Consider the following 23,676-nt stretch of genomic DNA (forward strand, 5'->3'; position numbering starts at 1 on the left):
GATCCGCCAGCTTGCGGTTTGGGTAAGATTGCAGGATGGATAATCTCACCCACTCCGTCGTCGGCCTCGGCATCGGCGCGCTGATCGACCGCAGCGTGCCGCCCGAGGCGACTCCCGACGCGCAGCGCACGCGCACGCGCTTGCTTCTCACGCTCGGCTGCCTCGCCAGCAATTTCCCCGACCTGGACCTCGTGCTCACAAAGCTGCTCGAGGCACCGCTGGGCTATCTGCTGCACCACCGCGGCCATACGCACACCTTGCTGGCGGCGCTCGGCGAAGTGGCGCTATTGCTGGGGCTCGTCTGGCTGCTGTGGCCGGCCGCACGCGGACTGCTGCGCACCAGCCCGCGTGCCCGGTTCTCGGCGGTCCTGACGGCGTGCGTGGGCATGGTGCTGCACATTTCGATGGACGCACTCAACGTCTACGGCGTGCATCCGTTCTGGCCGTTCGATGCGCGCTGGTATTACGGCGACCTCATCTTCATCGTCGAACCCGTCTTCTGGATCGCGTTCGGCATCCCGCTCGCCCTCATGGCGAGGAGACCGATACGGCGCGGACTGCTGCTGGCCCTGCTGATCGGCGTGTCCGTCGCCGTCACGTTTGCCGGGTTCCTGCAATGGGGTTCGCTGGCCGGACTGCTGGCCCTCGCCGGCTTCCTGGCGTGGATCGCACGCTGGCGGGCGCGCCGCGCCGGTGGCGACCGTGGCCGCACCGCCCTGGCTGCCGGGCTGGCCGCGGCGCTCGCCTTCGTCCTCGTCCAGGCAGCGGCCATGCACACGGCCCGCGACACGGTCGCTGCCGCCATCGCCCGCCTCGACCCGGGCGAGCGCCTGCTCGACACGGCCCTGTCCGCCTATCCCGCCAATCCGCTGTGCTGGTCGTTCGTGACCGTGGCCACGGATGCGGCGCACGGCAGCTACCACCTGCGCCGCGGCCAGCTCAGCGTCGCGCCGGGCATCACGCCGGTCGCCTCCTGCCCGGCCGGGATCGCGGGCCGTGCCGCCGGCGACGATGCGCAACTGGCCTGGCAAGGCGACGCACGCGACAGCCTCGCGCGCCTGCACGACCTGCAACAGAACAATTGCCACTTCAACGCCTGGATGCGCTTCGCCCGCGCGCCGGCGATTGACGGCACGACGGCGACGGATGCGCGCTGGAGCCCGCTGGGCAGCGCCAATTTCTCGACGATGGACTATGCCTCCCTCGCAGACATGCCCTGCCCCCGTCCCGTGCCGGACTGGGGCTATCCGCGCGCGGATCTGTTGCGGCAGCCTTGAACACCGCAGGGGCACAGGAATGTGCCATAAGGTGACACATCGTCGCGCTTGCCGGCGGCCAATATGTGGCCCGGATATTGCTAAAGGATCAACCACCTTCACAACCAGGGAGATCCGATGCGAAAGTTCCTCATCTCGACCGTGTGCTGCGCCACGCTTCACGGCGCGGTGGCACATGCCCGACCGCCAGGCAATGGCGCACCCGACATCAAATCCGCCGAAAGCGAACTGAGCTATCGGTCCTACATCACCAGCAACAAGCGCATCAAATGCCTGTACGGCTATGCGGCGAACAAGACGGGGGACCACGCGGCCGCGATCCAGATCTTCGACGACTGCATCCGGCGCTGGAACGACGTGTTCTCCATGATCGGCCTGGCGCAGATGTATGAAACCGGCATCGGCATCCGGCAGGACGCCGCACAATCGACGGCCCTGATGCGCCGGGCGGCCCAACTGGACGACGGCTCGAGCTATCCGAGCCTGGCCCGCTATCACTTTGGCGTCGCGCTGGCGGAGGGCTATGGCATCGAGAAAAATATCGCCGAAGCGCGGAGATGGCTCCACAAGGCGGCCGACGAAGGGGTGAACGAAGCCGCCGCTTATCTGGATCATCTGGATCACCTCGACCACCAGGATCGCGCGGCGCCATGAGCGCCTGGCCCGCCATCCGCGGGCCGCGTCCTGCTGTGTGATCACGTGCCGGAAGAAGGCCACAAGTTCCGGCACGTGCGTATCGAAGTAGAACTGCACGCTGCATGCGCATGCGCGTGCGCGTGCGCGTGCGCGTGCGCAGTACGCCCACGCGGGTCCCGTCGCGCAGTTGCGCGGCCCTGGTCGTCGATGCCGTCATAGAACACCCCCACGCCGAGCCGGCGCGCCAGCGCCTGCATGCGACCGCCGCTGCCGACGCGTCACACGAGCCGTCGTCCACGCCCACGGCCTCCCACGCGTCCAGCGTCTGGGCCTGCAGGCTCGCGAGCGCGCGGGCGATGAAGTGCGCCTGGTCGAAGGTCGGCACCCGCACGCTCACGCGGGGTTGGAAAGATGTCGTCGTCATGCAACAAGCATAAGGAGGCGAGGCTGTGCGCGTTTGCGCCGGATCAGTCGTGCGCGTGCCCCGGAAACAACGACTTGTGAACCTTATTGCATCACTTTGTGGTTACTGGGCACTATTGCCCGTTCGCACTACCTGATAGACTCCTCCGTTTCACCCGCCTGCAATAAACTCTCACGAAAATCACGCAGGCAGGTGACGCCAGTGCAAAAGACACGGCGCACCAAGCAAACGATTATAAAAAAACTGGGATAGTTCATGAAGAATCAGCAGGGTCGGTTGACCCCCAACCTGCTCGCCATGTCGATCGCGGCGATCGCATGGAGCGCGCCGGCGTGCGCGCAGGTGGAGACACAGGGCGACGGCATCCAGGAGGTGATCGTCACGGCGCAGCGCACGGCCGCGCCGGAATCGAAGACGCCGGTGGCGATGAGCGTGCTCACGGCGCGCCAGCTCGACGCGATCGGCGCCGACACGCCGGGCGCCCTCGCCGCGCGCCTGCCGAATACGTACCTGGAAAATTCGTACGACGGCCTGCGCATCACGATCCGCGGCGTCTCGAACGCCGACGTCACGGAAAAGGGCGACCCGTCGGCCGCCTTCATGGTCGACGGCGTCTACGTCGCGCGGCCGCAGAGCCAGAACGTGGCGCTGTACGACGTCGAGCGCGTCGAAGTGCTGCGCGGTCCGCAAGGCACGCTGTACGGCCGCAACACGACCGCCGGCGTCGTCAACGTGATCACGAAGGCGCCCGTCGGCCGCTTCGAGGGCGACGTCAATGCGGCCTACGGCAGCCGGGGCGAACGCAAGGTCGGCGCCATGGTCAACGTGCCCGTGAACGACGTGCTGGCGCTGCGCGCCGCCGCCACCTGGAACGAGCACGACGCTTACCTGAAGAACGGGTCGACCACGCCGCGCGGCCTGGGCCTGGACCGCGACGACCGCGCCGCGCGCCTGTCGGCCAGGCTGGCACTCGGCAAGAACGCTGCGCTGCTGGTGCGCTACGAGGCGAGCCGCGACGATGGCAACAACGACAGTACGGTACCCGACTCGAATTTCTACAACGGCATCGCGACCGGCCAGCCGGCGTGGAACGGCGACTCGACCGACCGCCAGCTGACCTACCGCTTCAACCCGCCGAACACGCGCTTCGAACAGGGCTATTCGCACAAGAAGACGTCCAGCCTGACGACGGACCTGAGCTGGAACCTCGGCCCCGCGACCCTGTCGTGGCTGGGTGCGCACCGCAGCTTCGATCACGATTACCTGTACAACTTCTACTACCGCGTGGCGCCGACGATCGCGCTGGGCGTGCGCCAGCCGTTCACCGGAACGTACAGCCAGGATTCGCACGAACTGCGTCTCGCGACGAACGGCGCCGGCCCCGTGACTGCCCAGGGCGGCGTGTACTGGTTCCGCGAACGGGCGCGCGACACCTATTATTTCCGCGACCTGCAAGCGGTCGGCCTGCCGCCCTACTATGTATTCGGCAACGACCCGGTCGAAGCGCGCAGCAAGGCCGTGTTCGGGCAGGCGACGGTCCGCCTGGCCGACGGCCTGCGCGCCACGGCCGGCGCCCGCTACACGGAAGACGACAAGTCGCGTGTCGGCTATATCGGCTACCAGCGCACGGCGGCGTTCAACGCGGCCACCGACCTGCGCGAGCTGAACGCGGGCAGCATCTCCACCGACAAGACGACGTGGCGCCTGGGCCTCGACTACGACCTGGCCCCGGCCACGCTCGTCTACGGCTCGATCGCGACCGGCTACAAGGCCGGCGGCTTCAACGACGGCTGCGCCGCGGGCGACGCGCGCAACGGCGTCGGCTGCCCCGCCGCCACCGCGCTGCCGGCCGCCAGCCTCACGTACCGGCCGGAGACCGTGCGCGCCTACGAGGCGGGCGTCAAGACCCGCTTCCGGGACGGCCGCGCAACACTCAACGTGGCCGTGTTCCACTACGACTACCGCAACCTGCAGCTGTCGAACGAGGTCGTGATCAACGGCCGGCCGCGCTACGAGACGACGAACGCGGGCGCGGCCTCGATCCGCGGCCTGGAAGCGGATGGCCAGGTGCTGGCGACCAGCGCCGACCGCTTCACGTACGCCCTCACGCTGCTCGACGCGCACTACGCGAGCTACGTGCCGGACGGCGTGCATTCCTGGGCCGGGGTCAAGCTGGACCGCACGCCGGCGCGCACGCTGTCGCTCGGCTGGGAACACCGGACGCACATCAAAGGCGGCGTGCTGACGGCCGGTGCGGGCACGCGCGCGAGCGCCAGCTACCTGCTGGGCGTGCCGCAGGCGGGCCTGAAGTTCCGCGTGCCCGGCCACACGGAATCGGACCTGCGCCTCGGCTGGGAACCGGACGGTGCGCCGTGGAGCGTGCTCGCGCGCGTGCGCAACGTCGAGGACAAGGTGCGGCCGATGACGATCAGTTCGTCGGGCCTCGCCGTGCCGACCGAGCCGCGCACGGCCGACGTCCGTTTCGACTACCGCTTCTGATTTCAAGCGCGGCCGCCGCCCTTGCGGTGGCCGCATATTTCATCGTTACGTCGTGCCCCTGGAGCCTCATATGACCCCATTGCTGCGCCGTCGTCTGCCCGTCATCGCCGCCACGCTGCTGGCGGTCTTCCTCCTCGTCCTGGCCAAACGCATCGGCGGCAACACCACCGTCGCCCTCGTCGCCAGCTCGCTGCTGATGTTCGGCTGCTGCTGGGCCAGCGCGGCGCACCTGCTGGGCGGCGCCGCCGCGCTGCGCCTCGTCGCCATCGCCACGAGCGTCGGCTGGCTCGCCGAGCAGCTCGGGTCGTCGTACGGCTGGTTCTTCGGCAGCTACGCGTACACGCCCGTGCTCGGGCCCGCGCTGGGCGACGTCCCGATCGTGATCCCGCTGATGTGGTTCGCGCTGGCGTACGTCGGCTACGTGATCGCCAACCTGATCGTGTGGCAGGACCCCGTCGACCGCCCCGCATCGCCTGGCCACGACGCGATCATGGCGCTGCTGGGCGCGATGGTCGTCACGTGCTACGACCTGGGCGTCGACCCGTACATGGTCTACGTGCTGAAGGCGTGGATCATGACCGAGAAGGACGGCTGGTGGTTCGGCGAGACCGTACAGGGCTTTGCCGGCTGGATGACGGTATCGTTCGCGATCCTGTTCGCGTTCCGCCGCCTCGCGCGCGTGCGCACGGCGCCAGAAGACGCAGGCGCAGTGCTGCCGACGATGCGCCACATGTTCGTGCCGCTGGGCGTCTACGCCGGCCTGATGGTGTTCCAGGTGCTGCTCGGCTACCCCGTCGAGGCCCGCACGATCGCGCTGTTCGCGATGGGCTTCCCGCTGCTCGCGGCCACGATCGGCCTGCTGCGCTGGCAAGGCATCCTGGCTCGCCCCGCGGCGGATGAACAGGCCCCTGCCGTGCCGGCCGAAGCGCTGAAGGAGGCCGCATGAGACGCGACGCCCTCGAGCCCGGCCTCGTCGACAACCCGGCGCTGCATGCCGACCCGCTGGCCGACGCCACCATCGCCCGCATCCTCGGCCCCGGCCAGCCCGGCGGTCCGGACATGGCGACGATCGGCCTCCTGAACCGGGAAATCGCGCGCTGGCAGTTGAACGGAGACCTGGACGGCTGGCGCGCCAGCCCCGGCCTGCCGCCCGACATGGCCGCCGCGCTCGAAGCGTACGTGGTCGAGGCCCGCGTGCTGCCCGACTGGGCCGACGCAGCGAAGATTGCGCGCGCCGAAGTCCTGTTCATGGAAATGAGCATGGCATCGTGCACGCTGCTGTTCTGCGCCAGCCTGCCGCAGTGCTACATCATGCCGGACCTCGCGGCCGTGCTGCATGCGGCCGGCGAACTCGAACAGCACACGGACTACCGCGTGCGCGCCACCGCCGCCATGATCTTCCCCGTCATGATGCACGGCGGCCTGACGGCGCCGTCCGGCGGCGGCGTCGCGCAAGCCATCAAGGTGCGCCTGATCCACGCGATGATCCGCCACCTCGTGCTGCGCGGCGACGTGGCCGAGGCCCTCGTGGCGCCGCGCCGGCTGCCGCGCTTGCTGACGCAGGCGAAGACGATGCCGCAGGTGCTGTACGCGCACGGCTGGGACATCGACCGCCTCGGCCTGCCCTGCAACCAGGAAGAACTGGGCTACACGCTGCTGACGTTTAACTATGTGTTCCTGCAGGGCCTGCGCCGCCTCGGCCTGCGGCTCGACCAGGGTGACGAGGAAGCGTACATGCACGCGTGGAACGTGCTGGGCGCCGTGCTCGGCATCGAACGCGAGCAAATGACGGACACGATGGCGGACGCGGAACGCATGTTCACCGCCATCCAGGCGCAGGCGCGGGTCCTGCAGCGCAAGGACGACCCGCGCCCGGCGCTGGCCGGCGCGCTGATGGCGAACATCCAGCGCTACCTCCCGCTGCGCATCCTGAAACCCTTCCCGGTGCTCCTCACCCGCCACCTGATCGGCAAGGCGTCCTCGCGCGACCTGGGCCTCGACAAACGCGTGTCGCTGCTGTCGCGCGGCCTGTTCGTGCTGGTGTTCGGCTTCATCCGCGGCGTCGATGCCGTCGCGCGGCTCGTGTTCCCCGGGTTCTCGATCTCGCGCCTCGTCACGCGCATCCTCGGCTACAACCTCACGGTCAAGCTGCTGATGGACGAGACGCGTCCACTGAAACTGCCGGACACGCTGCTGGGCGAAGTCGGCGACGCCGTCCACGCCTGGCACAATGACGACAAGGCGCCGCGCTGGGTCAACGCCCTCGAACGCCGTTTCACCGGGCGCACCAGGCCCGCCGCCCATCAAGGATAAACGATGTCCGTATTCCGTTTCTTCGCGCCGCTGTTTGTCTTGTTCCTGCTGAACGTGGCCCATGCCGCCCCGGCGCCGCTCGTGCTGGACGACGCCGTGCCCCGCGTCGAAGCGTGGCCCGCCGTCACGCTCGTGCGCGATCCTGGCGGCCGCCTCGACGTCGCCGACCTCGTCGCCGCGCCCGGGCGCTTCGCGGTCCCGCAATCCGCGTACGCCACGCTGGGCATGGAAAAAGGCGTCGTCTGGGTGCGCATGCCCGTGCAGCCGGCGCCCGGCACCGACGGCGCGTGGACGTTGAAAGTCGACTTCGGGCTGCTGAACCGCGTCGACATGTACCTCGTGCGCGGCGGCCGCATCGAGCGCCATGCGCAGGCCGGCTCGGAGCGCACGGGCGAGCGGCCGTCGATCTTCCATGGCGGCCCGGTGCCGGCCTTCCTGCTGCAGCTGGAGCCGGGCCAGCGCTACGACGTGCTGCTGCGCGTGGAGACGAACGGTCCGAAGATCCTGCCGATCAGCTTCGCCAAGCCGGGCGTGTTCTACGAGGAGGCGCTGCGCGACCGCCTCGTGCAGGGCATCCTCACGGGCCTGTTCCTGTGCCTGCTGCTGTACAGCCTCGCGCAATGGGCCAACCTGCGCGAAAGCCTGTTCGCCAAGTACGCGCTGCTGATCGGCGGCCTGGCCCTGTACAACATCGCGTGGTGGGGCCTCGGGGCCGAATACCTGTGGGGCGCCAGCACGTGGGCCACCGAGAACGCCACCGGGATCATCTCGCTGATGACGTCGTGCGGCGCCTACCTGTTCGTCGGTTCCGCGCTGACGCGGCCCGGCGTCGACCGCATCTTCCCGCGCCTGATGCAGACCGGCGCCGTGCTGTGCGTGATCGCCGCCATCGCGTTCGGCGTGGGCCTGATCCACGACGAGGCGCTGGTCGCCGTCGTCGGCTCGCTGGGCATCATGCCGATGCTGCTGGGCCTGCCCGGCGCGTTCAACCGCGCGCGCCGCGGCGACACGGTCGGCATCTACTTCCTCGTCGGCTGGGCCGCGAGCTTCATGAGTTCCGTCGTCCAGGCGCAGGTGATCAAGGGCGGCATGGACGCCACCTACTGGACGCTGAATTCGACGCAGTTCGGCGGCACGTTCGACATGCTCGTGTTCATGCGCATCCTGGGCCTGCGCACCAAGAGCATCCAGGACGCGATGGTGCGCGCCGAGGCGGCGACCCGCATGAAATCGGAATTCCTGGCCAACATGAGCCACGAGATCCGCACGCCGATGAACGCGATCATCGGCATGAGCCGCCTCGCGCTGATGGCCGATCCGAATCCGAAGCAGCGCAACTACCTCGGCAAGATCCTCGGCGCGGGCGAGCACCTGCTGGGCATCATCAACGACATCCTCGACTTTTCCAAGATCGAAGCCGGCCGCATGTCGCTCGACAAGGTGCCGTTCGACCTCGACGACATGCTCGAACACCTGGCCAGCATCGCCGCCATCAAGACCGACGCGCGCCGCGTCGAACTCGTGTTCTGCGTGCCGCGCGGCGTGCCGGGCCGGCTCGTGGGCGATCCGCTGCGCCTGGGCCAGGTCCTGATCAACCTGACCAACAACGCCGTCAAGTTCACCGAGGACGGCGAGATCGTCGTCGCCGTCGACGTCGTCGAACGCGAGGCGGACCGCGTGGTGCTGCGCTTCTCCGTCAGCGACACCGGCATCGGCATGGACGCCGACCAGCTCGCGCGCCTGTTCCAGTCGTTCACCCAGGCCGACAACTCCATCACCCGCAAGTACGGCGGCACGGGCCTGGGCCTGTCGATCTCGAAGCAGCTCGTCGAACTGATGGGCGGCGCGATCGCCGTCACCAGCACGCCGGGCGTCGGCAGCCGCTTCACCTTCACGGTCCCGCTGGGCATCGCCGACGCCGACGCCGCGGCGGCAGCCACGCCGGGCGCGGAACTGCAGCGCATGCGCGTGATGGTCGTCGACGACAGCGCGGGCGCGCGCGACGCGCTCGTCGAAATGCTGGACGGCTTCGGCATCCAGGCCGACGCCGTCGCGTCGGGCGAGGAATCGCTGGCGCGTCTGGCGCACGCCGTGCAGGAAGGCAGTCCGTACCAGGTCGTGCTGATGGATTACATGATGCCGGGCTGGGACGGCGTGGAGACGATCCGCCGCATCCGCGCCGATGCGCGCTTCGCGGCGCCGCCCGCGATCCTGATGGTCAGCGCCTGCACGCGCGAAGGCGTGCTGCAGCAGGAAGGCGACCTGCCGCTGCACGGTTTCCTCACCAAGCCGGTCGGCCCGGCGCTGCTGTACGACAGCCTGCTGCAGGTGCTGCGTCCCGACCTCGCCGCGCCGGCGGACAAGTCGCCCGCGCCCGCCGACCACCGTCCGGACGCCGACCGCCTTGCCGGCGCGCGCATCCTGCTCGTCGACGACAACGCCAACAACCGCGAGGTCGCGCTCGACTTCCTGGCCGTGGCGCGCATGCGGATCGACGTCGCCACGGGCGGCCAGGAAGCCGTGCGCATGGCGAAGACCGGCGATTACGACCTCGTGCTGATGGACATCCAGATGCACGAGATGGACGGCTACACGGCCACCCGCGCGATCCGCGCCCTGCCCGGCTGTGCCGACGTGCCGGTCGTCGCGATGACGGCGCATGCCATGGCCGGCGACCGCGAAAAGAGCCTGGCCGCCGGCATGAACGACCACGTCGTCAAGCCGATCGACCCGGACCTGCTGCTGCGCACCCTCGTCAAGTGGATCGCGCCGGACCGCCTGCAGGGCCGCACCGCGCCGCAGGCGACGACGCCCGTCGCGGCGCCCGCCCCCGCGCCGACGGCGCTGCCGCTCGTACGCGGCATCGACTGGAACCGCGCGCTCGCCAACGCCGGCGGCCAGCAGCAGCGCCTGCGCCGCCGCATCGCCAGTTTCCTGCAGGAGTACGTGCAGGCGCCGCAGGCGATGCGCGACGCGCTGGCGCACGGCGACTACGCGCCGCTGCAGTCCCTGTCGCACAACCTGAAATCCGGCGCGGCGTACATCGGCGCCATGCCGCTGGCCACGCTCGCGGGCAGCCTGGAGCAGGAACTCCGCGCCGGCCGTATCGACCGGGTGCCGGTGCTGGCGCCGGACCTGATCGTCGCGCTGGACAGCGTGCTGTCCGGCCTCGCGCGCATCGACGCCGTCCAGGCGCCGGCCGTCACGGGCCTGGATGCGGGCGCCCTGCTGGCGCGCCTGCGCGGCTTCCTGGAAACGGACGACGCGCGCGCCGAGGACGCGCTCGCCGAAGTGCAGGCCGCGCTGGCCGATCCGCGCCACGCGGCGCCGCTGGCGGCCATCCGCGCGGCCGTCGACGAGATCGAATACGAACGCGCGCTGGTTCATCTCGACGTGCTGGAGCACGCCATCGACAGCCGCGTGGAGGCCGCATCGTGAACGTGGAACCGCAAAAAGTCCTGATCGCCGACGACGACGTGATCAACCGCCAGGTACTGGCCGAGCTGCTCAAGCCGGAATACACGGTGCTCCTGGCGAAGAACGGCGAACAGGCGCTGGAACGGGCCACGCGCCACGCGCCGGACCTGATCCTGCTCGACGTGATGATGCCGGACCTGGACGGCTACGAAGTGCTGCGCCGGCTGCGCGCCGATCCGCAGACGGAGCAGATCGCCGTGATCTTCATCTCCGGCCTCGATCGCCCGGAAGACGAGGCGAACGGCCTCAAGCTGGGTGCCGCCGACTACATCGCCAAGCCGTTCAACGCCACCGTCGTGATGGCGCGCGTGGCGCTGCACCTGCAGCTCGTGCGCCAGCGCCGCATGCTGGAACGCCTGGCGCACGTGGACGGCCTGACGGAACTGGCGAACCGGCGCCGCTTCGACGAGCTGTACGCGCAGGAATGGCAGCGCGCCCAGCGCAACGGCTGGCCGCTGTCGCTGGCCCTGCTCGACATCGACGCCTTCAAGCAGTACAACGATTGCTACGGGCACCCGGCCGGCGACCGCGCCCTGCGCGCCATCGCGCGCACGACCGCCGGCGGCCTGCGCCGCCCGGCCGACCTGGCGGCGCGCTACGGCGGCGAGGAACTGGTGCTGCTGCTGCCGGATACGGACATCGTCCAGGCGCGCCACGTGGTGGACGAGATCTGCGCGGCGATCGCCGCACTGGATATGCCGCACGCGGCGTCGCAGGTGGCGCCGGTGCTGACGGTCAGCGTGGGCGGCGCGACGCTCGGCGGCCATGGGCCGGAGAGCGCGGCCGAATTGTTCGAGGCGGCGGACGAACACCTGTACCGCGCCAAGCAGGAAGGCAGGAACCGGGTCGTGTGGCGCAACCCGGTCGGCGGCTAATCAGCGGCGCCCGGGTTCCAGCGTCGACACGACGAGCAGTCCGCCCACGATGCAAACGTGCTCCATGAACGGAATCAGCTCCGCATGGCGCGCCGCACCGGTCGCGTGCCAGAAGCCGTGATACAGCACGGTCGCCAATGCCGTGAACCCGGCCAGCGCCCAACACGCGGGTTTCAGCAGCCGCCCCGCGACGATCGCGGCGCCGCCGGCGACCTGCAGCAGGACTGTCAGCGCCAGCATGAGTGTCGGCGCCGGCAGTCCGCCCGCCACCACTTCCTGCAACGCGCCCTGCCAGCCCTGCACCTTGTCGATGCCGGCCCACAGGAACAGCACGCCGACGAGCACGCGGCCGGCCGTGCGCACCGTGCGGTCGAAGCCGTCCGCGGGCGCGGCGGCGCGGGTGTGGATGAGATCGAGGTCGGGGGTTGTCATGGGGTATTCCTTTACGGTTGAATCGGATCGCCCGAATCTACACCCCTCCTCACGAAACCGGCTCCGTCTTTGGATGGAGGCACCGGCGCACGGGCAGTGCTAGCCCTCCGTCGGCACGTCCGTAAACACCTTGTTGACGATCATCCAGCGCCCGTGCCAGCGTACGAGCGACAGGTAATTCACGTAGTCGAACCCGAGCGCCGGCACATGCACGCGCGCCGTCGCGATGTCGTGCGTGACGTCGATCGCCAGCACCTGCATGCGGTACGGCTCGCCCAGCGACGCGGGCGACGCCCGCTGCGCGACGCCGTCCAGGTACGCGTCCAGCCCCTTGTGGTACGGCTGGCCGTCGCGCGTCGCGAACAGCGCGGCGGCCGGGTGGAACACGGTGCGCAGCAGCGCCGTGTCCCCCGTGTACAGCCCTTTGAAATAATCGCCGAGGACCGCGGCGATGGCCCGATGGTCGTCCATGGCCGTCAGGCGAGGCGCTCGGCCGTCGCGCGCACGCGCTGGCCGAACAGGATCGCGGTGCGGATGTCGCCGGGGACCATCTCGTCGGGCGAGGCGTCCGACGGGGTCGCGGTGGCCAGGCCGGCGAACGAGGACAGGTAGTTCACGTCGTCGCGCTGCGCGGACTTGGCGTTGCTGGGCATGAGGCCGGTGCCGACCCACGCCATGCCGTGCTGCTGCGCCAGCGTGAACATCGTGTACAACGCGGTCTGCTTGTCGCCCGCGACCGACGCCGAATTCGTGAACGCGGCGGCCAGCTTGTCCTTCCAGCCCTGCGTGAACCACACCTTCGACGACTGGTCGGCGAATTTCTTGAACTGCCAGCTCACGTTGCCCATGTAGGTCGGCGAGCCGAACACGATGGCGTCGGCGGCGGCCAGCTTGTCCCAGGCGTCGTCGGGCAGGTTGCCGTCGGCGTCGATGGGCAGCAGGCGCCCCCTGCTGCCTTCCGCGACCGCCTCGGCGATCTTGCGGGTGTGGCCGTAGCCGCTGTGGAAGACGATGACGATGGATTTGCTCATTTTGCCGCTCCTTTTCTTGCCGCTTCGCGCTGGCGGCGCCTGGTCACCACTTCGCCGCCGTGGCCCCAGTTGTCGGTGTTGACTTCGTCGATGACGACGAACGTCGCTTCCGGATCCTTGTTCAGTACTTTCACCATCAGGTCGGTCGCGCCGGCGATCATGGCTTCCTTCTGGTCCTTCGTGACGCCTTCGTCGGTCACCTGGATGAGGATGTAGGGCATGATGGCCTCCTTACCAGGTGCCGGCGGAGGCGCCGCCGTCCACGCTCAGCACGACGCCGCTCGTGAAGCGCGCGTCCGTCAGGTACAGCACCGCGTCGACGACGTCGTCCGTCGTGCCGGTCGTGCCGCTCGGCGCCAGCGTGTTGTAGAAGTCCCGCGTGCCTTCGTAGTCCCCGTGCAGCGGGGTCTCGATGATCCCCGGCGCCACGGCCGACACGTTCACGCCGCTCGCCGCGAGTTCGATCGCCAGCGCGCGCGTCGCGCTGTTCAGGCCACCCTTCACGAGCACCGGCAGCACCGCCGGGACCTTCGCGTTCGGTTGCACCGCAATGCCCGCCGTGATGTTCACGATGTGGCCGCTGCCGTTCGCGGCCATGTGTGCGGCGGCCCGTTGCGACGGGTAGAAGAAGCCTTTCAGGTTCGTGTCGACGAGGCGGTCGACTTCGTCCGGCGTGTAGGTGTGGAACGGCTTCGCGTTGAAAATGCCGGCATTGTTGATCAGGACGTCGACCTTGCCGAAGCGGGCGATCGCCGTCTCGAACAGGGCCTGCGCCGTCGCCGGCTCGGCGATGTCGCCGGCGACGCCGACGAAGTTGGCCGGGTTGCCAAGCCGGGCCGCCGCTGCGTCGAGGCGGGCCGCGCTGCGGGCATTGCCGACGACGTTGTCGCCGCGATCGATGTAGGCCTTGGCCAGCGCGAGGCCGATGCCGCTGGAGGCGCCGGTGATGACGACGGTACGACGATTGTTCGTTGCTGCGTTCATGCTGTTCTCCCTGGTTGTCCGGGCGGCGCCGATGCGCCGTCCATGGAGACAACTATAGGAACTGCCTGAACGCGGAAAAAGATGGGTTACGGCAAGACAATCGTTACATCGCGTAATGAATCACTTGCGGCGCGGCGTCGCGCGCAGGGATTCGACGAGAAAATCGACGAAGGCGCGCACGCGCAGCGCCACGTGGCGGTGATGCGGGTAGATCAGGCAGAACGGCCGCGCGCTGCCGCCGTACGCCGGCAGCAGTTCGACGAGGCGGCCGGCCGCCAGGTCGGCGTCGACGATGAAGCGGTAGGTCTGGAACAGGCCGCCGCCCGCGCGCGCCAGCGTGACGGCGCCCAGGATGTCCTCGGCGCAGCAGTACAGGCCTTCGGTCGGCAGTTCGATATCGTCGCCGTCCACGCGCAACAGCCAGGGGATGTTGCGGCCCGTGCTGGGCAGCGCGAACTGGATGCAGTTGTGCCCGCGCAGGTCGTCCGGCGTCTTCGGCGTACCGGCGCGCTTCAGGTAGTCGGGCGCGGCGACGACCACCAGTTCGGCGTCTTCCAGCGGCCGCGAGATCATCGTCGAGTCGGCCGGCGCGCGCCCCCGGATCGCGAGGTCGAAGCCTTCGTCGCCGAAGTCGACGTTGCGGTTACTGAGGTGGAAGTCGACCTTCACGTCCGGATAGCGGCGCGTGAATTCGGGAAGGATCGGCAGCACGCGGTAATGGCCGTACGGCGTGGGCATGCTGATGCGCAGCAGGCCGGACGGCGCGCTCTGGCGGCCCGTCACGGCGCGCTCGGCCTCGACGAGCTGGGCCAGCGCCTGGCGGCACTGGTCGAAATATTCGCGGCCCGCTTCCGTCAGGTGCAGGGTACGCGTCGTGCGCACGAACAGGCGCACGCCGAGGCGCGCTTCCAGGCGCGACACGGCCCGGCTGACGGCGGCCGGCGTGACGGCGGCGGCCGTCGCGGCGGCCGTGAAGCTCCCCAGCTCGGCGGCGGAACAGAACAGCTCGATGCTGCCGAGCAGGATGTCGTCGAACTGGCGGCTCATCATGACTCCATTCATTACACGGTGTATCAATAATCGTGCATCTTACTTGGTTTATCGACACAGGCGACCGGCGCTAGGCTACACCGTCAACCTCATTCGGAGCCCATCATGCACACCTTCCTGCCCGACCGCCTCGGCATCGTCCACCCCATCATCCAGGCGCCCATGGCGGGCGTATCGACGGCCGCGCTGGCGGCCGCGGTCTCGAACGCCGGCGGCCTCGGTTCCATCGCCGTCGGCGCCGGCAACGCCACCCAGGCGCGCGCCGCGATCCGCGCCGTGCGCGCCCTGACGGACAAGCCGTTCAACGTCAACGTATTCGCGCATCGCCCCGCCCGCGCCGACGCGCGCCGCGAAGCCGCCTGGCTGGACTGGCTCGCCGCCCACTTCGACGCGCAGGAGACCACGGCGCGGCCGGCGCTGCGCGAGATCTACACGAGCTTCCTCGACGATCCGGCGATGCTCAACGTGCTCGTCGAGGAGCGGCCCGCCGTCGTCAGCTTTCACTTCGGCCTGCCCACGCCGTCGCAGGTGGCGAGCCTGCATGCGGCCGGCATCATGCTGATGGCCACCGCGACGTCGCCGCAGGAAGCACGCGCCATCGAAGCGGCCGGTATCGACGTCGTCATCGCCCAGGGTATCGAGGCCGGCGGCCACCGCGGCACGTTCGACCCGGCGCAACCGGATGCCGGGCTGGGCACGTTCGCACTCGTGCAACTCGTGCGCGCCAGCGTGACCATCCCGATCGTCGCCGCGGGCGGCATCATGGACGGCCGCGGCATCGCCGCGGCACTGCGCCTGGGCGCGGGCGCCGCGCAACTGGGCACCGCATTCATCCTGGCGCCGGAGTCGGCCGCCACGCCGCACCACCGCGCGCTGCTGCGCGACGGCTGCGCGCGGACGGCCATGACGGACGCCATCTCGGGCCGCGCCGCGCGCGGCATCGTGAACCGCTTCTTCGACGAGATCGGCGGGCCCGGCCATCCACCCGTGCCCGATTACCCGATCGCGTACGACGCCGCGAAGGCGCTGCACGCCGCGGCGTTCAAGCGCGGCAACCAGGACTACTCGGTGAACTGGGCCGGCCAGGCCTATCCGCTGGCGCGCGCCATGCCGGCGGCGGCGCTGGTAGCCATGCTGGCAACCGAGCTCGACGCCGCTCGCTGACCACGCCGCGGCCTCGCGCCTGCGCACGCCGGCCGCTCATCGAATGGCGCGCCGTTCGCGCGCCACGAGATGTACAATAGGACATCGACTTACGGTGCATGGCAGCGCAATGGCTCACGAGAAATTCCTGATTTGCCTACAGCCTTACGCTCTCGTCCGCGCGACGGCGGCCTGCCTGCGTCGACCCGACTACGCCTTGCCGCGCCACCTCGCCCGGCTTTATTAAGCTCGGCGGCGGCACAGCCGCTGGCCGGGCTCCACAGAACATATCCATCCGCCCGACCCGCGTCGGGCGGCCATGACCCATTCCTGTCCAGGACATAAAGAGACGACTCATGAAGATCAATCGACCCTCGCTATTCCGCCGCCCGCCCAGCATCCGCGCCATCAACGACCTGATCGCGCACCGCAAGCGCCTGCGCCATCGCATCGGCCTCGCCCTCGCCGTCTGCCTGCCGCTCGGCTGGCTGCTGCTCCATGTCGACTGAAGGAGGACCGCCATGCATCCCGCCATCACCATTTCGACGCTCGACCTCGACCGCATCGACCTGATGCTGGACCGGCTCCCGCTCGCCCAGGCGGCCGCGCGCGACGCGCTGTCCGACGAACTCGCGCGGGCCGACGTCCTCGCGCCCTGGGACATGCCGCCCCGCGTCGTGACCATGCGTTCCACCGTCCGCTTCCGCCTGGACGGCAAGCACGGCGAGTGGTGCAAGACGCTCGTCTATCCGAAGGAAATCGGCGAAGGCGACGACACGGTCTCCGTGCTGTCGCCCGTCGGCAGCGCCCTGCTGGGCCTGGCGGAAGGCGACTGCATCGAATGGACGCATCCCGACGGCCGGACGCTCGGCGTGGAAGTCGTCGAGGTCATCTACCAGCCGGAACGCGCCGGTCACTACCACCTCTAACCGCCGCGCATGCGCAGTCATGCGCCTGGCGGATGACGCTCATCACGAAACATCATTGGACGGTTCTTGTGCAATGCAGCACAATGCTTCCTGTCTCCTCTATCTTCCTCCAAGAAAATAGATTCAAGCCCGCCAACCAGCGGGCTTTTTTTTTGCCCCTCCGCTCCCGGTGGATCTCCGGCAATTTCTCAAATTCGGGGTCAGAGCACATTTTGGTGCACAGTTCTTGCGGCAACTTTACGCGCTGGCCGCGAATGGCCTATCTCCACAGCCATCGAAACGTCGAGGCGACTCGCCGCGCTGCCCGCAAGCGCCAACAATGCATGTAGAAATTGATCCGAAATGGGCTCTGACCCCGAATTGAATTCGAAATGTGCTCTGACCCCGAATTTTTCACTCGGCTGAATAGCGTTCCACGATATGAAATTTCAGCCTTTCAACAGGTGGGATGAATATTCCATTTCGCAAAACTATTTGCCGCATTGCGGAATGTCTGAGATAACTCATTGAATTCTATCGCTAAATTTTAGTTTTATGTCTTATATAAGACAGAAGATTTAGACACCTGGATCTCATATGATGAACCCATGCGCTTCACCACTTTCGATTCACTTTTCATGGAGTTCGACATGTCCGAGTACCAAAACGATATCCAGGCCATCGCCACCCTCAAGCAGCGCTACGGCAGCGCCTGGGACGCCATCAATCCGGAATCCGCCGCCCGCATGCGTGCGCAGAACCGCTTCAAGACCGGCCTCGACATCGCTCGCTACACGGCCGCGATCATGCGCCGCGACATGGCGAACTACGATGCCGATCCGTCCAAGTACACGCAGTCGCTGGGCTGCTGGCACGGTTTCATCGGCCAGCAGAAGCTGATCTCGATCAAGAAGCATTTCAACAGCACCGACCGCCGCTACCTCTACCTGTCGGGCTGGATGATCGCCGCGCTGCGCTCGGAATTCGGCCCGCTGCCGGACCAGTCGATGCACGAAAAGACCGCCGTCCCCGCGCTGATCAAGGAGCTGTACACGTTCCTGCGCCAGGCCGACGCCCGTGAACTGGGCGGCCTGTTCCGCCAGCTGGATGCGGCCGAAGGCGCCGCCAAGGCAGCGCTCCAGGACAAGATCGACAACTTCGTCACGCACGTCGTGCCCATCATCGCCGACATCGACGCCGGCTTCGGCAACGCGGAAGCGACGTACCTGCTGGCCAAGCAGATGATCGAGGCGGGCGCCTGCTGCATCCAGCTGGAAAACCAGGTGTCGGACGAAAAGCAGTGCGGCCACCAGGACGGCAAGGTCACGGTCCCGCACGAAGACTTCCTCGCGAAGATCCGCGCCGTGCGCTACGCGTTCCTCGAGCTGGGCGTGGACGACGGCGTCATCGTCGCCCGTACCGACTCGCTGGGCGCCGGCCTGACCAAGCAGATCGCCGTCACCCACGAGCCGGGCGACCTGGGCGACCAGTACAATGCCTTCCTCGACGCGGAAGAAATCGCGGCCGCCGAACTGAAGAACGGCGACGTCGTGATCCAGCGTAACGGCAAGCTGCTGCGTCCGAAGCGCCTGGCGAGCAACCTGTTCCAGTTCCGCGAAGGCACGGGCGAAGCGCGCTGCGTCCTCGACTGCATCACGTCGCTGCAGAACGGCGCCGACCTGCTGTGGATCGAGACCGAGAAACCGCACATCGGCCAGATCGGCGGCATGGTCAAGGAAATCCGCAAGGTCATCCCGAACGCGAAGCTGGTGTACAACAACAGCCCATCGTTCAACTGGACGCTGAACTTCCGCCAGCAGGTGTACGACGGCATGAAGTCGCGCGGCGAGGACGTGTCGGCCTACGACCGCGCCCACCTGATGAGCGCCGAGTACGACGACTCGATCCTGGCGAAGGTCGCCGACGAGCGCATCCGCACGTTCCAGGCCGACGCGGCGCGCGAAGCGGGCATCTTCCACCACCTGATCACGCTGCCGACCTACCACACGGCCGCCCTGTCCACGGACAACCTGGCCAAGGACTACTTCGGCAACCAGGGCATGCTGGGCTACGTGGCCGGCGTGCAGCGCAAGGAAATCCGCCAGGGCATCGCCTGCGTCAAGCACCAGAACATGTCCGGTTCGGACATCGGCGACGACCACAAGGAATACTTCAGCGGCGAAGCGGCGCTGAAGGCCGGCGGCAAGCACAACACGATGAACCAGTTCTGATTCCGGTCACGACTGACGCCAGCCCGGGCGGTGCCGCAAGGCCCGCCCGGGCTTTTTGTTGCGGCCTCAGGCCGGCGCAGCCTCGGCCAGTGCCGGCGCGGACTCGGGCGCCGGAACGATCCGGAACCAGATGGCGTACATCGCGGGCAGGAACACGAGCGTCATGACCGTGCCCGCGAACGTGCCGCCGATCAGCGTGTAGGCGAGCGTGCCCCAGAACACGGAGTGCGTCAGCGGAATGAATGCCAGCATCGCCGCCAGCGCCGTCAGGATGACCGGGCGCGCGCGCTGCACCGTCGCCTCGACGACGGCGTCGAACGGATTCAACCCTTCCGCGCGGTTGTGGTCGATCTGCCCGATCAGGATCAGCGTGTTGCGCATCAGGATGCCGGACAGCGCGACCAGGCCCACGAGCGCATTGATGCCGAATGGCTGGCGGAACAGGAGCAACGTCGGCACCACGCCGATCAGGCCCAGCGGGCTGGTCAGGAACACCATCACCATCGACGCGATCGAGCGCACCTGGAATACGATGATCAGGAGGGTGAACGCGAGCATGATGGGGAACAGCGGCAGCAACGCGGCATTCGCCTTGCCGGCCTCCTCGATCGACCCGGCCACGACCAGCCTGTACCCGGACGGCAGCGCCGCCGCGACGGGTTGCAGCGCCTGCTGCATGGCCAGCGACACGTCCGGCGGCTGCAGGCCCTCCGCGATGTCGCCGCGGACGGTGATGGTCGGCACGCGGTCGCGCCGGCGCAGCACCGGTTCTTCCGGCCGGACGCCGACCGTGCCGACCTGCGACAACGGGATGCGCTGTCCGGCCGCGCCGACGAGCGTGAAGGCGTTGATCCGCGCCGGGTCGAGGCGCACGCCGCCGGCCGCGCGGGCGACGACCTGCACCGAGCGGATGTCCTCGCGCACCGCCGTGACGGGCACGCCGCTCAACAGGAACTGCAGCTGCTGCGCCACGGCCGCCGACGTCAGGCCGACGGCCTGCAGGCGATCCTGGTCCAGGGTGAAATGCAGGGTCGGCACGCGCGTACCCCAGTCCGTGTTCACGGTGCGCATCTGCGGGCTGGCGCGCAGGATGGCTTCCACCTTCGCGGCAATGGCGCGCAGCGTGTCCGGGTCCGGACCGGACAGGCGGAACGCGACCGGGTACGGCGAGTACGGGCCGAACACGAGCTGCGTGACGCGCACGCGGGCCTCCGGCGCCAGGCCGTCGGCGACGGCGGCGCGCAGGCGCAGCTTGAGCGCCTCGCGTTCCTGTTCATTGTCGGTGCGGATCACGATCTTGGCGAACGACGGATCGGGCAGCTCCGGCGCCATCGCCAGGTAGAAGCGCGGTGCGCCCTGCCCGATGTACGCGGTGACGGTGCGCGCTTCCTTCTGCCTGGCGAGCCACGCCTCGACCTTCGCCGCGGCGGCGGACGTCTGCACGATCGCCGTCCCGTAGGGCAGCTGCACTTCCACAAGCACTTCCGGCCGGTCGGACGTCGGGAAGAACTGCTTCTTGACGACGGCCATGCCGGCGCCGGCCAGCCCGAACGTGCTGATCACGATCAACGCGACGAGCCATTTGCGCCGGATCACGGTACCCAGCAGCCGCCGGAACCGGTTGTAGTTCGGCGTGTCATAGATGGCGTGATGACCGCCTTCGACCTTCGGAATCGCCGGCAGGAGTTTTACGCCCAGGTAGGGTGTGAACACGACGGCGACGATCCACGACGTGACGAGGGCGATGCCCACGATCCAGAACATGTTGCTCGTGTATTCGCCGGCCGTCGATTTCGCGAAGCCATTCGGCATGAAGCCGATGGCCGTGATGAGCGTGCCGGACAACATGGGGGCCGCCGTATGGCTCCAGGCGTACGCGGACGCCTGCACGCGGTCGTAGCCCTCTTCCATCTTCACGACCATCATTTCGATGGCGATGATGGCGTCGTCGACGAGCAGGCCGAGCGCGAGGATCAGGGAGCCGAGGGTGATGCGGTCGAAGTTCTTGCCCGTCGCGGCCATCACGATGAAGACGGCGGCCAGGGTCAGCGGCACGGCCGTGGCGACGACGAGTCCCACGCGCCAGCCCATGCTGAGGAAACAGACAACCATGACGACGAGGAGCGCGACGAAGAACTTGACCATGAATTCATCGACGGCGCCGCCGATGTTCACGGCCTGGTCGGTCACCTTGGCGAGACTCATGCCCAGCGGGACGTCCTTGTTGATGGACGCGACCTCGGCATCGAGCGCCTTGCCCAGGTCGAGGCCGTTCCAGCCATCGCGCATCACGACGCCCAGCAGCAGCGCCGGTTCGCCGTTGTTACGGATCAGGAAGGTGGCTGGATCCTCGTAGCCGCGTTCGACCGTCGCGATGTCGGACAGCTTCAGGGTGCGGCCCTGGCTGACGACCGGCGTGTCGCGGATTTTCTGCAGCTCGTCGTAGGCGCCGTCCAGGCGGACGAAGACTTGCGCGCCCTTCGTGTCGATCGAACCGGCGGGCGTCAGCACGTTGCGCGCATTGAGCGCGGCGAAGATGTCCTGCGGGGCGATGCCCAGCGTGGCGAGGCGGTCGTGCGAGAACGACACGAAGATGCGCTCGGCCTGTTCGCCGATGATGTTCACCTTCTTGACGCCGGCGACGTGCAGCAGGCGCTGGCGCAGGGTTTCGGCATCGCGCACCAGCAGGCGTGACGGCTTGCCCCGCGCCTTCAGGGCGTACAGGGCGAACGTGACGTCGGCGAATTCGTCGTTGACCATCGGGCCGATGACGCCGCCCGGGAGCGAAGCCTGCGCGTCCTGCAGCTTCTTGCGCGCCTGGTAGAACTGGTCGGGCACGTCGGCGGGCGGCGTGCTGTCCAGCAGCGTGACCGTCGTGAACGCAAGGCCCGGACGGGTATAGGTGTCCGTGCGGTCGTAGTAGCGGAGTTCCTGCATGCGCTTTTCGAGCGGTTCCGCCACCTGGTCCTGCATTTCCTGGGCGGTGGCGCCGGGCCAGGCCGTGATCACCGTGAGCTGCTTCACCGTGAACGGCGGGTCTTCCGCGCGGCCCAGCTTCAGGAAGGCCAGCACGCCGGCCAGCGAGACGAGCAGGATGAGGAACAGCGTGACCGACCGCTCGCGGACGGCCAGCGCGGACAGGTTGAAGCGGCTCATCGTGCGGCTCCCGGCGCGACGTGTGCCGCGGCTTGTGGCGCGGTTTGTGGCGCGGCTTGTGGCGCGGCTTGTGGCGCGGTTTGCAACACGGTTGCGGCGGCAAGCCGGCCCGGCACGCGATCGACGCGCACGGTGTCGCCTTCGTGCAGCAGATGGGCACCCAGCGCGACCACGCGCTCGCCCGCTTTCAGCTGGCCCGTCACGCGCGCCGTGTCGTCGCCGATCGCGAGCACGTCGATGCGGCGCCAGGTGACCCTGGCCGGCTCGCCCGCCACGGTCCAGACGCCGCTGCCCTTGCCCGTGTCGAGGACCGCCGCGGCCGGGACCTGCAGCGGGCCGGCCTTGCTGTTGCCGTCACTGTCGCCACCACGTTCGCCGTCCAGGCGCAATGTGACGGTGGCCCCGAGCGGCGCCTCGGCCAGCGGGCCGTCGAGGACGTATTTCGCCTCGTACGTGCGCGTGAGGCGGTCGGCGGCGTCCGCGAGCTGCCGCAGGCGGGCCACGCCGGCAGCCTGTCCGCCATACAGCGTGGCCTGCGCCTGCGATCCGAGCCGGGGCCGCATCGTCTCGGGCAACTGCACGACCGCCTCGCGCGGGCCCGCGTGCGCGAGGCGCACGACGGGCTGGCCGGCGCCGACCACCTGGCCCGGCTCCGCCAGCGTGTCGACGACGACGCCGTCCGCGTCCGCCACGAGCAGCGCATAGCCGGCCGCGTTGCGCGCGACGTCGTACTGCGCCTCGGCCGCGCTCAGCTGCGCTGTCGCCGCGTCCGCGGCTGCCTTCAGCTGCTCGTACGCGGAGGCCGACACGGCGCCTGCCGCGACGAGGTCGCGGTAGCGGGCCTCGTCGTCGGCCGCCTGGCGCGCGCGGGCGCGGGCGGCCGTGACGGCCTCGGCCTGCGCACGCGCCTGCAGGCCGAGGTCGACGGGATCGATGCGCATCAGGGGCTGCCCCCGGCGGACGGCCTGGCCGACGTCGACGAGGCGCTGCACCACCTTGCCCGGCACGCGAAAGCCCAGGTCGCTCTGGACCCGGGCGCCGACGACGCCGGTGAATGAACGGGCGGTGGCCGGCGCGCCCTGGACGAGAATCGTCTCGACCAGGGGCGCCGCCGTACGGGCGTCGGCGGCGGGCTTGTCGCCGCATGCCGCGAGGACAATCGGCAGCAGGCACAGGGCGCGTGCGCCGCGTGAGCGAATGGACATGGGAGCTCCCTTTGGTAAGAAAGCCCCCATTCTTC

General features: G+C 68.6%; 19 protein-coding genes and 1 pseudogene. 11 read left to right on the top strand and 9 right to left on the bottom strand.

The genetic code is table 11. The annotated features are described in order from the left end of the window. Positions 1 to 35: 35 nt before the first annotated feature. Both ASD28_RS26350 and ASD28_RS26355 read left to right on the top strand, forming a co-directional pair. On the top strand, positions 36 to 1,277 hold the full coding sequence (locus tag ASD28_RS26350) for a metal-dependent hydrolase (RefSeq protein WP_056135722.1): 1,242 nt from the start codon (positions 36 to 38) through the stop codon (positions 1,275 to 1,277). A 117-nt stretch (positions 1,278 to 1,394) separates the two neighbouring features. Then, positions 1,395 to 1,931 (top strand): tetratricopeptide repeat protein, encoded by a 537-nt coding sequence (locus ASD28_RS26355; protein WP_082577409.1) that lies wholly within the window; start codon positions 1,395 to 1,397, stop codon positions 1,929 to 1,931. A gap of 253 nt (positions 1,932 to 2,184) precedes the next feature. Here ASD28_RS26355 and ASD28_RS32980 read toward each other — a convergent pair. Beyond that, positions 2,185 to 2,337 (bottom strand): annotated as a pseudogene (locus ASD28_RS32980) (glycosyltransferase); the annotation flags it as partial. 255 nt (positions 2,338 to 2,592) lie between these two features. Between ASD28_RS32980 and ASD28_RS26365 the strand changes: the two are divergent. The 5 genes from ASD28_RS26365 to ASD28_RS26385 all read left to right on the top strand — a co-directional run bounded on the left by ASD28_RS26365 (position 2,593) and on the right by ASD28_RS26385 (position 11,501). Further along, positions 2,593 to 4,836, top strand: coding sequence for a TonB-dependent receptor (locus ASD28_RS26365; RefSeq protein ID WP_229412172.1), 2,244 nt, complete (start codon positions 2,593 to 2,595; stop codon positions 4,834 to 4,836). Positions 4,837 to 4,906: 70 nt separating this feature from the next. After that, positions 4,907 to 5,782, top strand: coding sequence for a carotenoid biosynthesis protein (locus ASD28_RS26370; protein WP_056135731.1), 876 nt, complete (start codon positions 4,907 to 4,909; stop codon positions 5,780 to 5,782). Then, a complete protein-coding gene (locus tag ASD28_RS26375) occupies positions 5,779 to 7,149 on the top strand; it encodes an oxygenase MpaB family protein (RefSeq protein WP_056135734.1) in 1,371 nt (456 codons plus the stop codon). Before ASD28_RS26370 ends, ASD28_RS26375 begins: the two co-directional genes overlap by 4 nt. A gap of 3 nt (positions 7,150 to 7,152) precedes the next feature. Next, the gene (locus tag ASD28_RS26380; RefSeq protein WP_056135737.1) at positions 7,153 to 10,587 is read left to right on the top strand and encodes a hybrid sensor histidine kinase/response regulator; all 3,435 of its coding nucleotides are present in this window, start codon (positions 7,153 to 7,155) and stop codon (positions 10,585 to 10,587) included. Next, complete coding sequence (locus ASD28_RS26385) at positions 10,584 to 11,501, top strand: diguanylate cyclase (protein ID WP_056135738.1); 918 nt, start codon at positions 10,584 to 10,586, stop codon at positions 11,499 to 11,501. The genes ASD28_RS26380 and ASD28_RS26385 overlap by 4 nt, the downstream gene beginning before the upstream one ends. On the opposite strand, the gene ASD28_RS26390 is transcribed toward ASD28_RS26385, so the two are convergent. From ASD28_RS26390 to ASD28_RS26415, 6 genes are all read right to left on the bottom strand, one after another. After that, entirely contained in the window at positions 11,502 to 11,933 is a 432-nt protein-coding gene (locus tag ASD28_RS26390; RefSeq protein WP_056135741.1) for a DoxX family protein, read from the bottom strand. It lies immediately after the preceding gene. Positions 11,934 to 12,032: 99 nt separating this feature from the next. Continuing rightward, a complete protein-coding gene (locus ASD28_RS26395) occupies positions 12,033 to 12,404 on the bottom strand; it encodes a nuclear transport factor 2 family protein (protein WP_056135744.1) in 372 nt (123 codons plus the stop codon). 5 nt (positions 12,405 to 12,409) lie between these two features. Further along, positions 12,410 to 12,964 (bottom strand): flavodoxin family protein, encoded by a 555-nt coding sequence (locus ASD28_RS26400; protein ID WP_056135747.1) that lies wholly within the window; start codon positions 12,962 to 12,964, stop codon positions 12,410 to 12,412. Further along, complete coding sequence (locus tag ASD28_RS26405; RefSeq protein ID WP_056135750.1) at positions 12,961 to 13,185, bottom strand: 4-oxalocrotonate tautomerase family protein; 225 nt, start codon at positions 13,183 to 13,185, stop codon at positions 12,961 to 12,963. The genes ASD28_RS26400 and ASD28_RS26405 overlap by 4 nt, the downstream gene beginning before the upstream one ends. A gap of 10 nt (positions 13,186 to 13,195) precedes the next feature. Further along, entirely contained in the window at positions 13,196 to 13,948 is a 753-nt protein-coding gene (locus ASD28_RS26410; protein ID WP_056135752.1) for an SDR family NAD(P)-dependent oxidoreductase, read from the bottom strand. Positions 13,949 to 14,068: 120 nt separating this feature from the next. Next, a complete protein-coding gene (locus ASD28_RS26415) occupies positions 14,069 to 14,995 on the bottom strand; it encodes a LysR family transcriptional regulator (RefSeq protein ID WP_056136014.1) in 927 nt (308 codons plus the stop codon). A gap of 108 nt (positions 14,996 to 15,103) precedes the next feature. On the opposite strand from ASD28_RS26415, the gene ASD28_RS26420 reads away from it, so the two are divergent. The 4 genes from ASD28_RS26420 (at position 15,104) to ASD28_RS26430 (ending at position 19,280) form a co-directional block, all read left to right on the top strand. Beyond that, positions 15,104 to 16,162 carry a nitronate monooxygenase family protein gene (locus tag ASD28_RS26420; protein WP_056135754.1) on the top strand — a complete coding sequence of 353 codons (1,059 nt, stop codon included), beginning with the start codon at positions 15,104 to 15,106 and terminating at the stop codon, positions 16,160 to 16,162. A gap of 335 nt (positions 16,163 to 16,497) precedes the next feature. Beyond that, the gene (locus ASD28_RS32120) at positions 16,498 to 16,650 is read left to right on the top strand and encodes a hypothetical protein (RefSeq protein WP_156403851.1); all 153 of its coding nucleotides are present in this window, start codon (positions 16,498 to 16,500) and stop codon (positions 16,648 to 16,650) included. 12 nt (positions 16,651 to 16,662) lie between these two features. Further along, the gene (rnk, locus tag ASD28_RS26425) at positions 16,663 to 17,070 is read left to right on the top strand and encodes a nucleoside diphosphate kinase regulator (RefSeq protein ID WP_056135757.1); all 408 of its coding nucleotides are present in this window, start codon (positions 16,663 to 16,665) and stop codon (positions 17,068 to 17,070) included. Positions 17,071 to 17,699: 629 nt separating this feature from the next. Next, positions 17,700 to 19,280: an isocitrate lyase gene (locus ASD28_RS26430; protein WP_056136017.1), complete on the top strand. Its 1,581-nt coding sequence runs from the start codon at positions 17,700 to 17,702 to the stop codon at positions 19,278 to 19,280. 66 nt (positions 19,281 to 19,346) lie between these two features. Here ASD28_RS26430 and ASD28_RS26435 read toward each other — a convergent pair whose 3' ends face one another. Together ASD28_RS26435 and ASD28_RS26440 are read right to left on the bottom strand one after the other, a co-directional pair. Beyond that, positions 19,347 to 22,436: an efflux RND transporter permease subunit gene (locus ASD28_RS26435; RefSeq protein WP_056135761.1), complete on the bottom strand. Its 3,090-nt coding sequence runs from the start codon at positions 22,434 to 22,436 to the stop codon at positions 19,347 to 19,349. Further along, a complete protein-coding gene (locus ASD28_RS26440) occupies positions 22,433 to 23,641 on the bottom strand; it encodes an efflux RND transporter periplasmic adaptor subunit (RefSeq protein WP_082577410.1) in 1,209 nt (402 codons plus the stop codon). Before ASD28_RS26440 ends, ASD28_RS26435 begins: the two co-directional genes overlap by 4 nt. Positions 23,642 to 23,676: the final 35 nt, after the last annotated feature.

The organism is Massilia sp. Root133, assembly GCF_001426525.1.
Classification (GTDB): domain Bacteria; phylum Pseudomonadota; class Gammaproteobacteria; order Burkholderiales; family Burkholderiaceae_D; genus Telluria; species Telluria orientalis.

Bases quoted from the DNA above. Each gene is read 5' to 3' on its own strand.
- ASD28_RS26350 (WP_056135722.1), top strand. From the start codon at position 36: ATGGATAATCTCACCCACTCCGTCGTCGGCCTCGGCATCGGCGCGCTG.
- ASD28_RS26355 (WP_082577409.1), top strand. From the start codon at position 1,395: ATGCGAAAGTTCCTCATCTCGACCGTGTGCTGCGCCACGCTTCACGGC.
- ASD28_RS26365 (WP_229412172.1), top strand. From the start codon at position 2,593: ATGAAGAATCAGCAGGGTCGGTTGACCCCCAACCTGCTCGCCATGTCG.
- ASD28_RS26370 (WP_056135731.1), top strand. From the start codon at position 4,907: ATGACCCCATTGCTGCGCCGTCGTCTGCCCGTCATCGCCGCCACGCTG.
- ASD28_RS26375 (WP_056135734.1), top strand. From the start codon at position 5,779: ATGAGACGCGACGCCCTCGAGCCCGGCCTCGTCGACAACCCGGCGCTG.
- ASD28_RS26380 (WP_056135737.1), top strand. From the start codon at position 7,153: ATGTCCGTATTCCGTTTCTTCGCGCCGCTGTTTGTCTTGTTCCTGCTG.
- ASD28_RS26390 (WP_056135741.1), bottom strand. From the start codon at position 11,933: ATGACAACCCCCGACCTCGATCTCATCCACACCCGCGCCGCCGCGCCC.
- ASD28_RS26395 (WP_056135744.1), bottom strand. From the start codon at position 12,404: ATGGACGACCATCGGGCCATCGCCGCGGTCCTCGGCGATTATTTCAAA.
- ASD28_RS26400 (WP_056135747.1), bottom strand. From the start codon at position 12,964: ATGAGCAAATCCATCGTCATCGTCTTCCACAGCGGCTACGGCCACACC.
- ASD28_RS26405 (WP_056135750.1), bottom strand. From the start codon at position 13,185: ATGCCCTACATCCTCATCCAGGTGACCGACGAAGGCGTCACGAAGGAC.
- ASD28_RS26410 (WP_056135752.1), bottom strand. From the start codon at position 13,948: ATGAACGCAGCAACGAACAATCGTCGTACCGTCGTCATCACCGGCGCC.
- ASD28_RS26415 (WP_056136014.1), bottom strand. From the start codon at position 14,995: ATGAGCCGCCAGTTCGACGACATCCTGCTCGGCAGCATCGAGCTGTTC.
- ASD28_RS26420 (WP_056135754.1), top strand. From the start codon at position 15,104: ATGCACACCTTCCTGCCCGACCGCCTCGGCATCGTCCACCCCATCATC.
- ASD28_RS32120 (WP_156403851.1), top strand. From the start codon at position 16,498: ATGAAGATCAATCGACCCTCGCTATTCCGCCGCCCGCCCAGCATCCGC.
- rnk (WP_056135757.1), top strand. From the start codon at position 16,663: ATGCATCCCGCCATCACCATTTCGACGCTCGACCTCGACCGCATCGAC.
- ASD28_RS26430 (WP_056136017.1), top strand. From the start codon at position 17,700: ATGTCCGAGTACCAAAACGATATCCAGGCCATCGCCACCCTCAAGCAG.
- ASD28_RS26435 (WP_056135761.1), bottom strand. From the start codon at position 22,436: ATGAGCCGCTTCAACCTGTCCGCGCTGGCCGTCCGCGAGCGGTCGGTC.
- ASD28_RS26440 (WP_082577410.1), bottom strand. From the start codon at position 23,641: ATGTCCATTCGCTCACGCGGCGCACGCGCCCTGTGCCTGCTGCCGATT.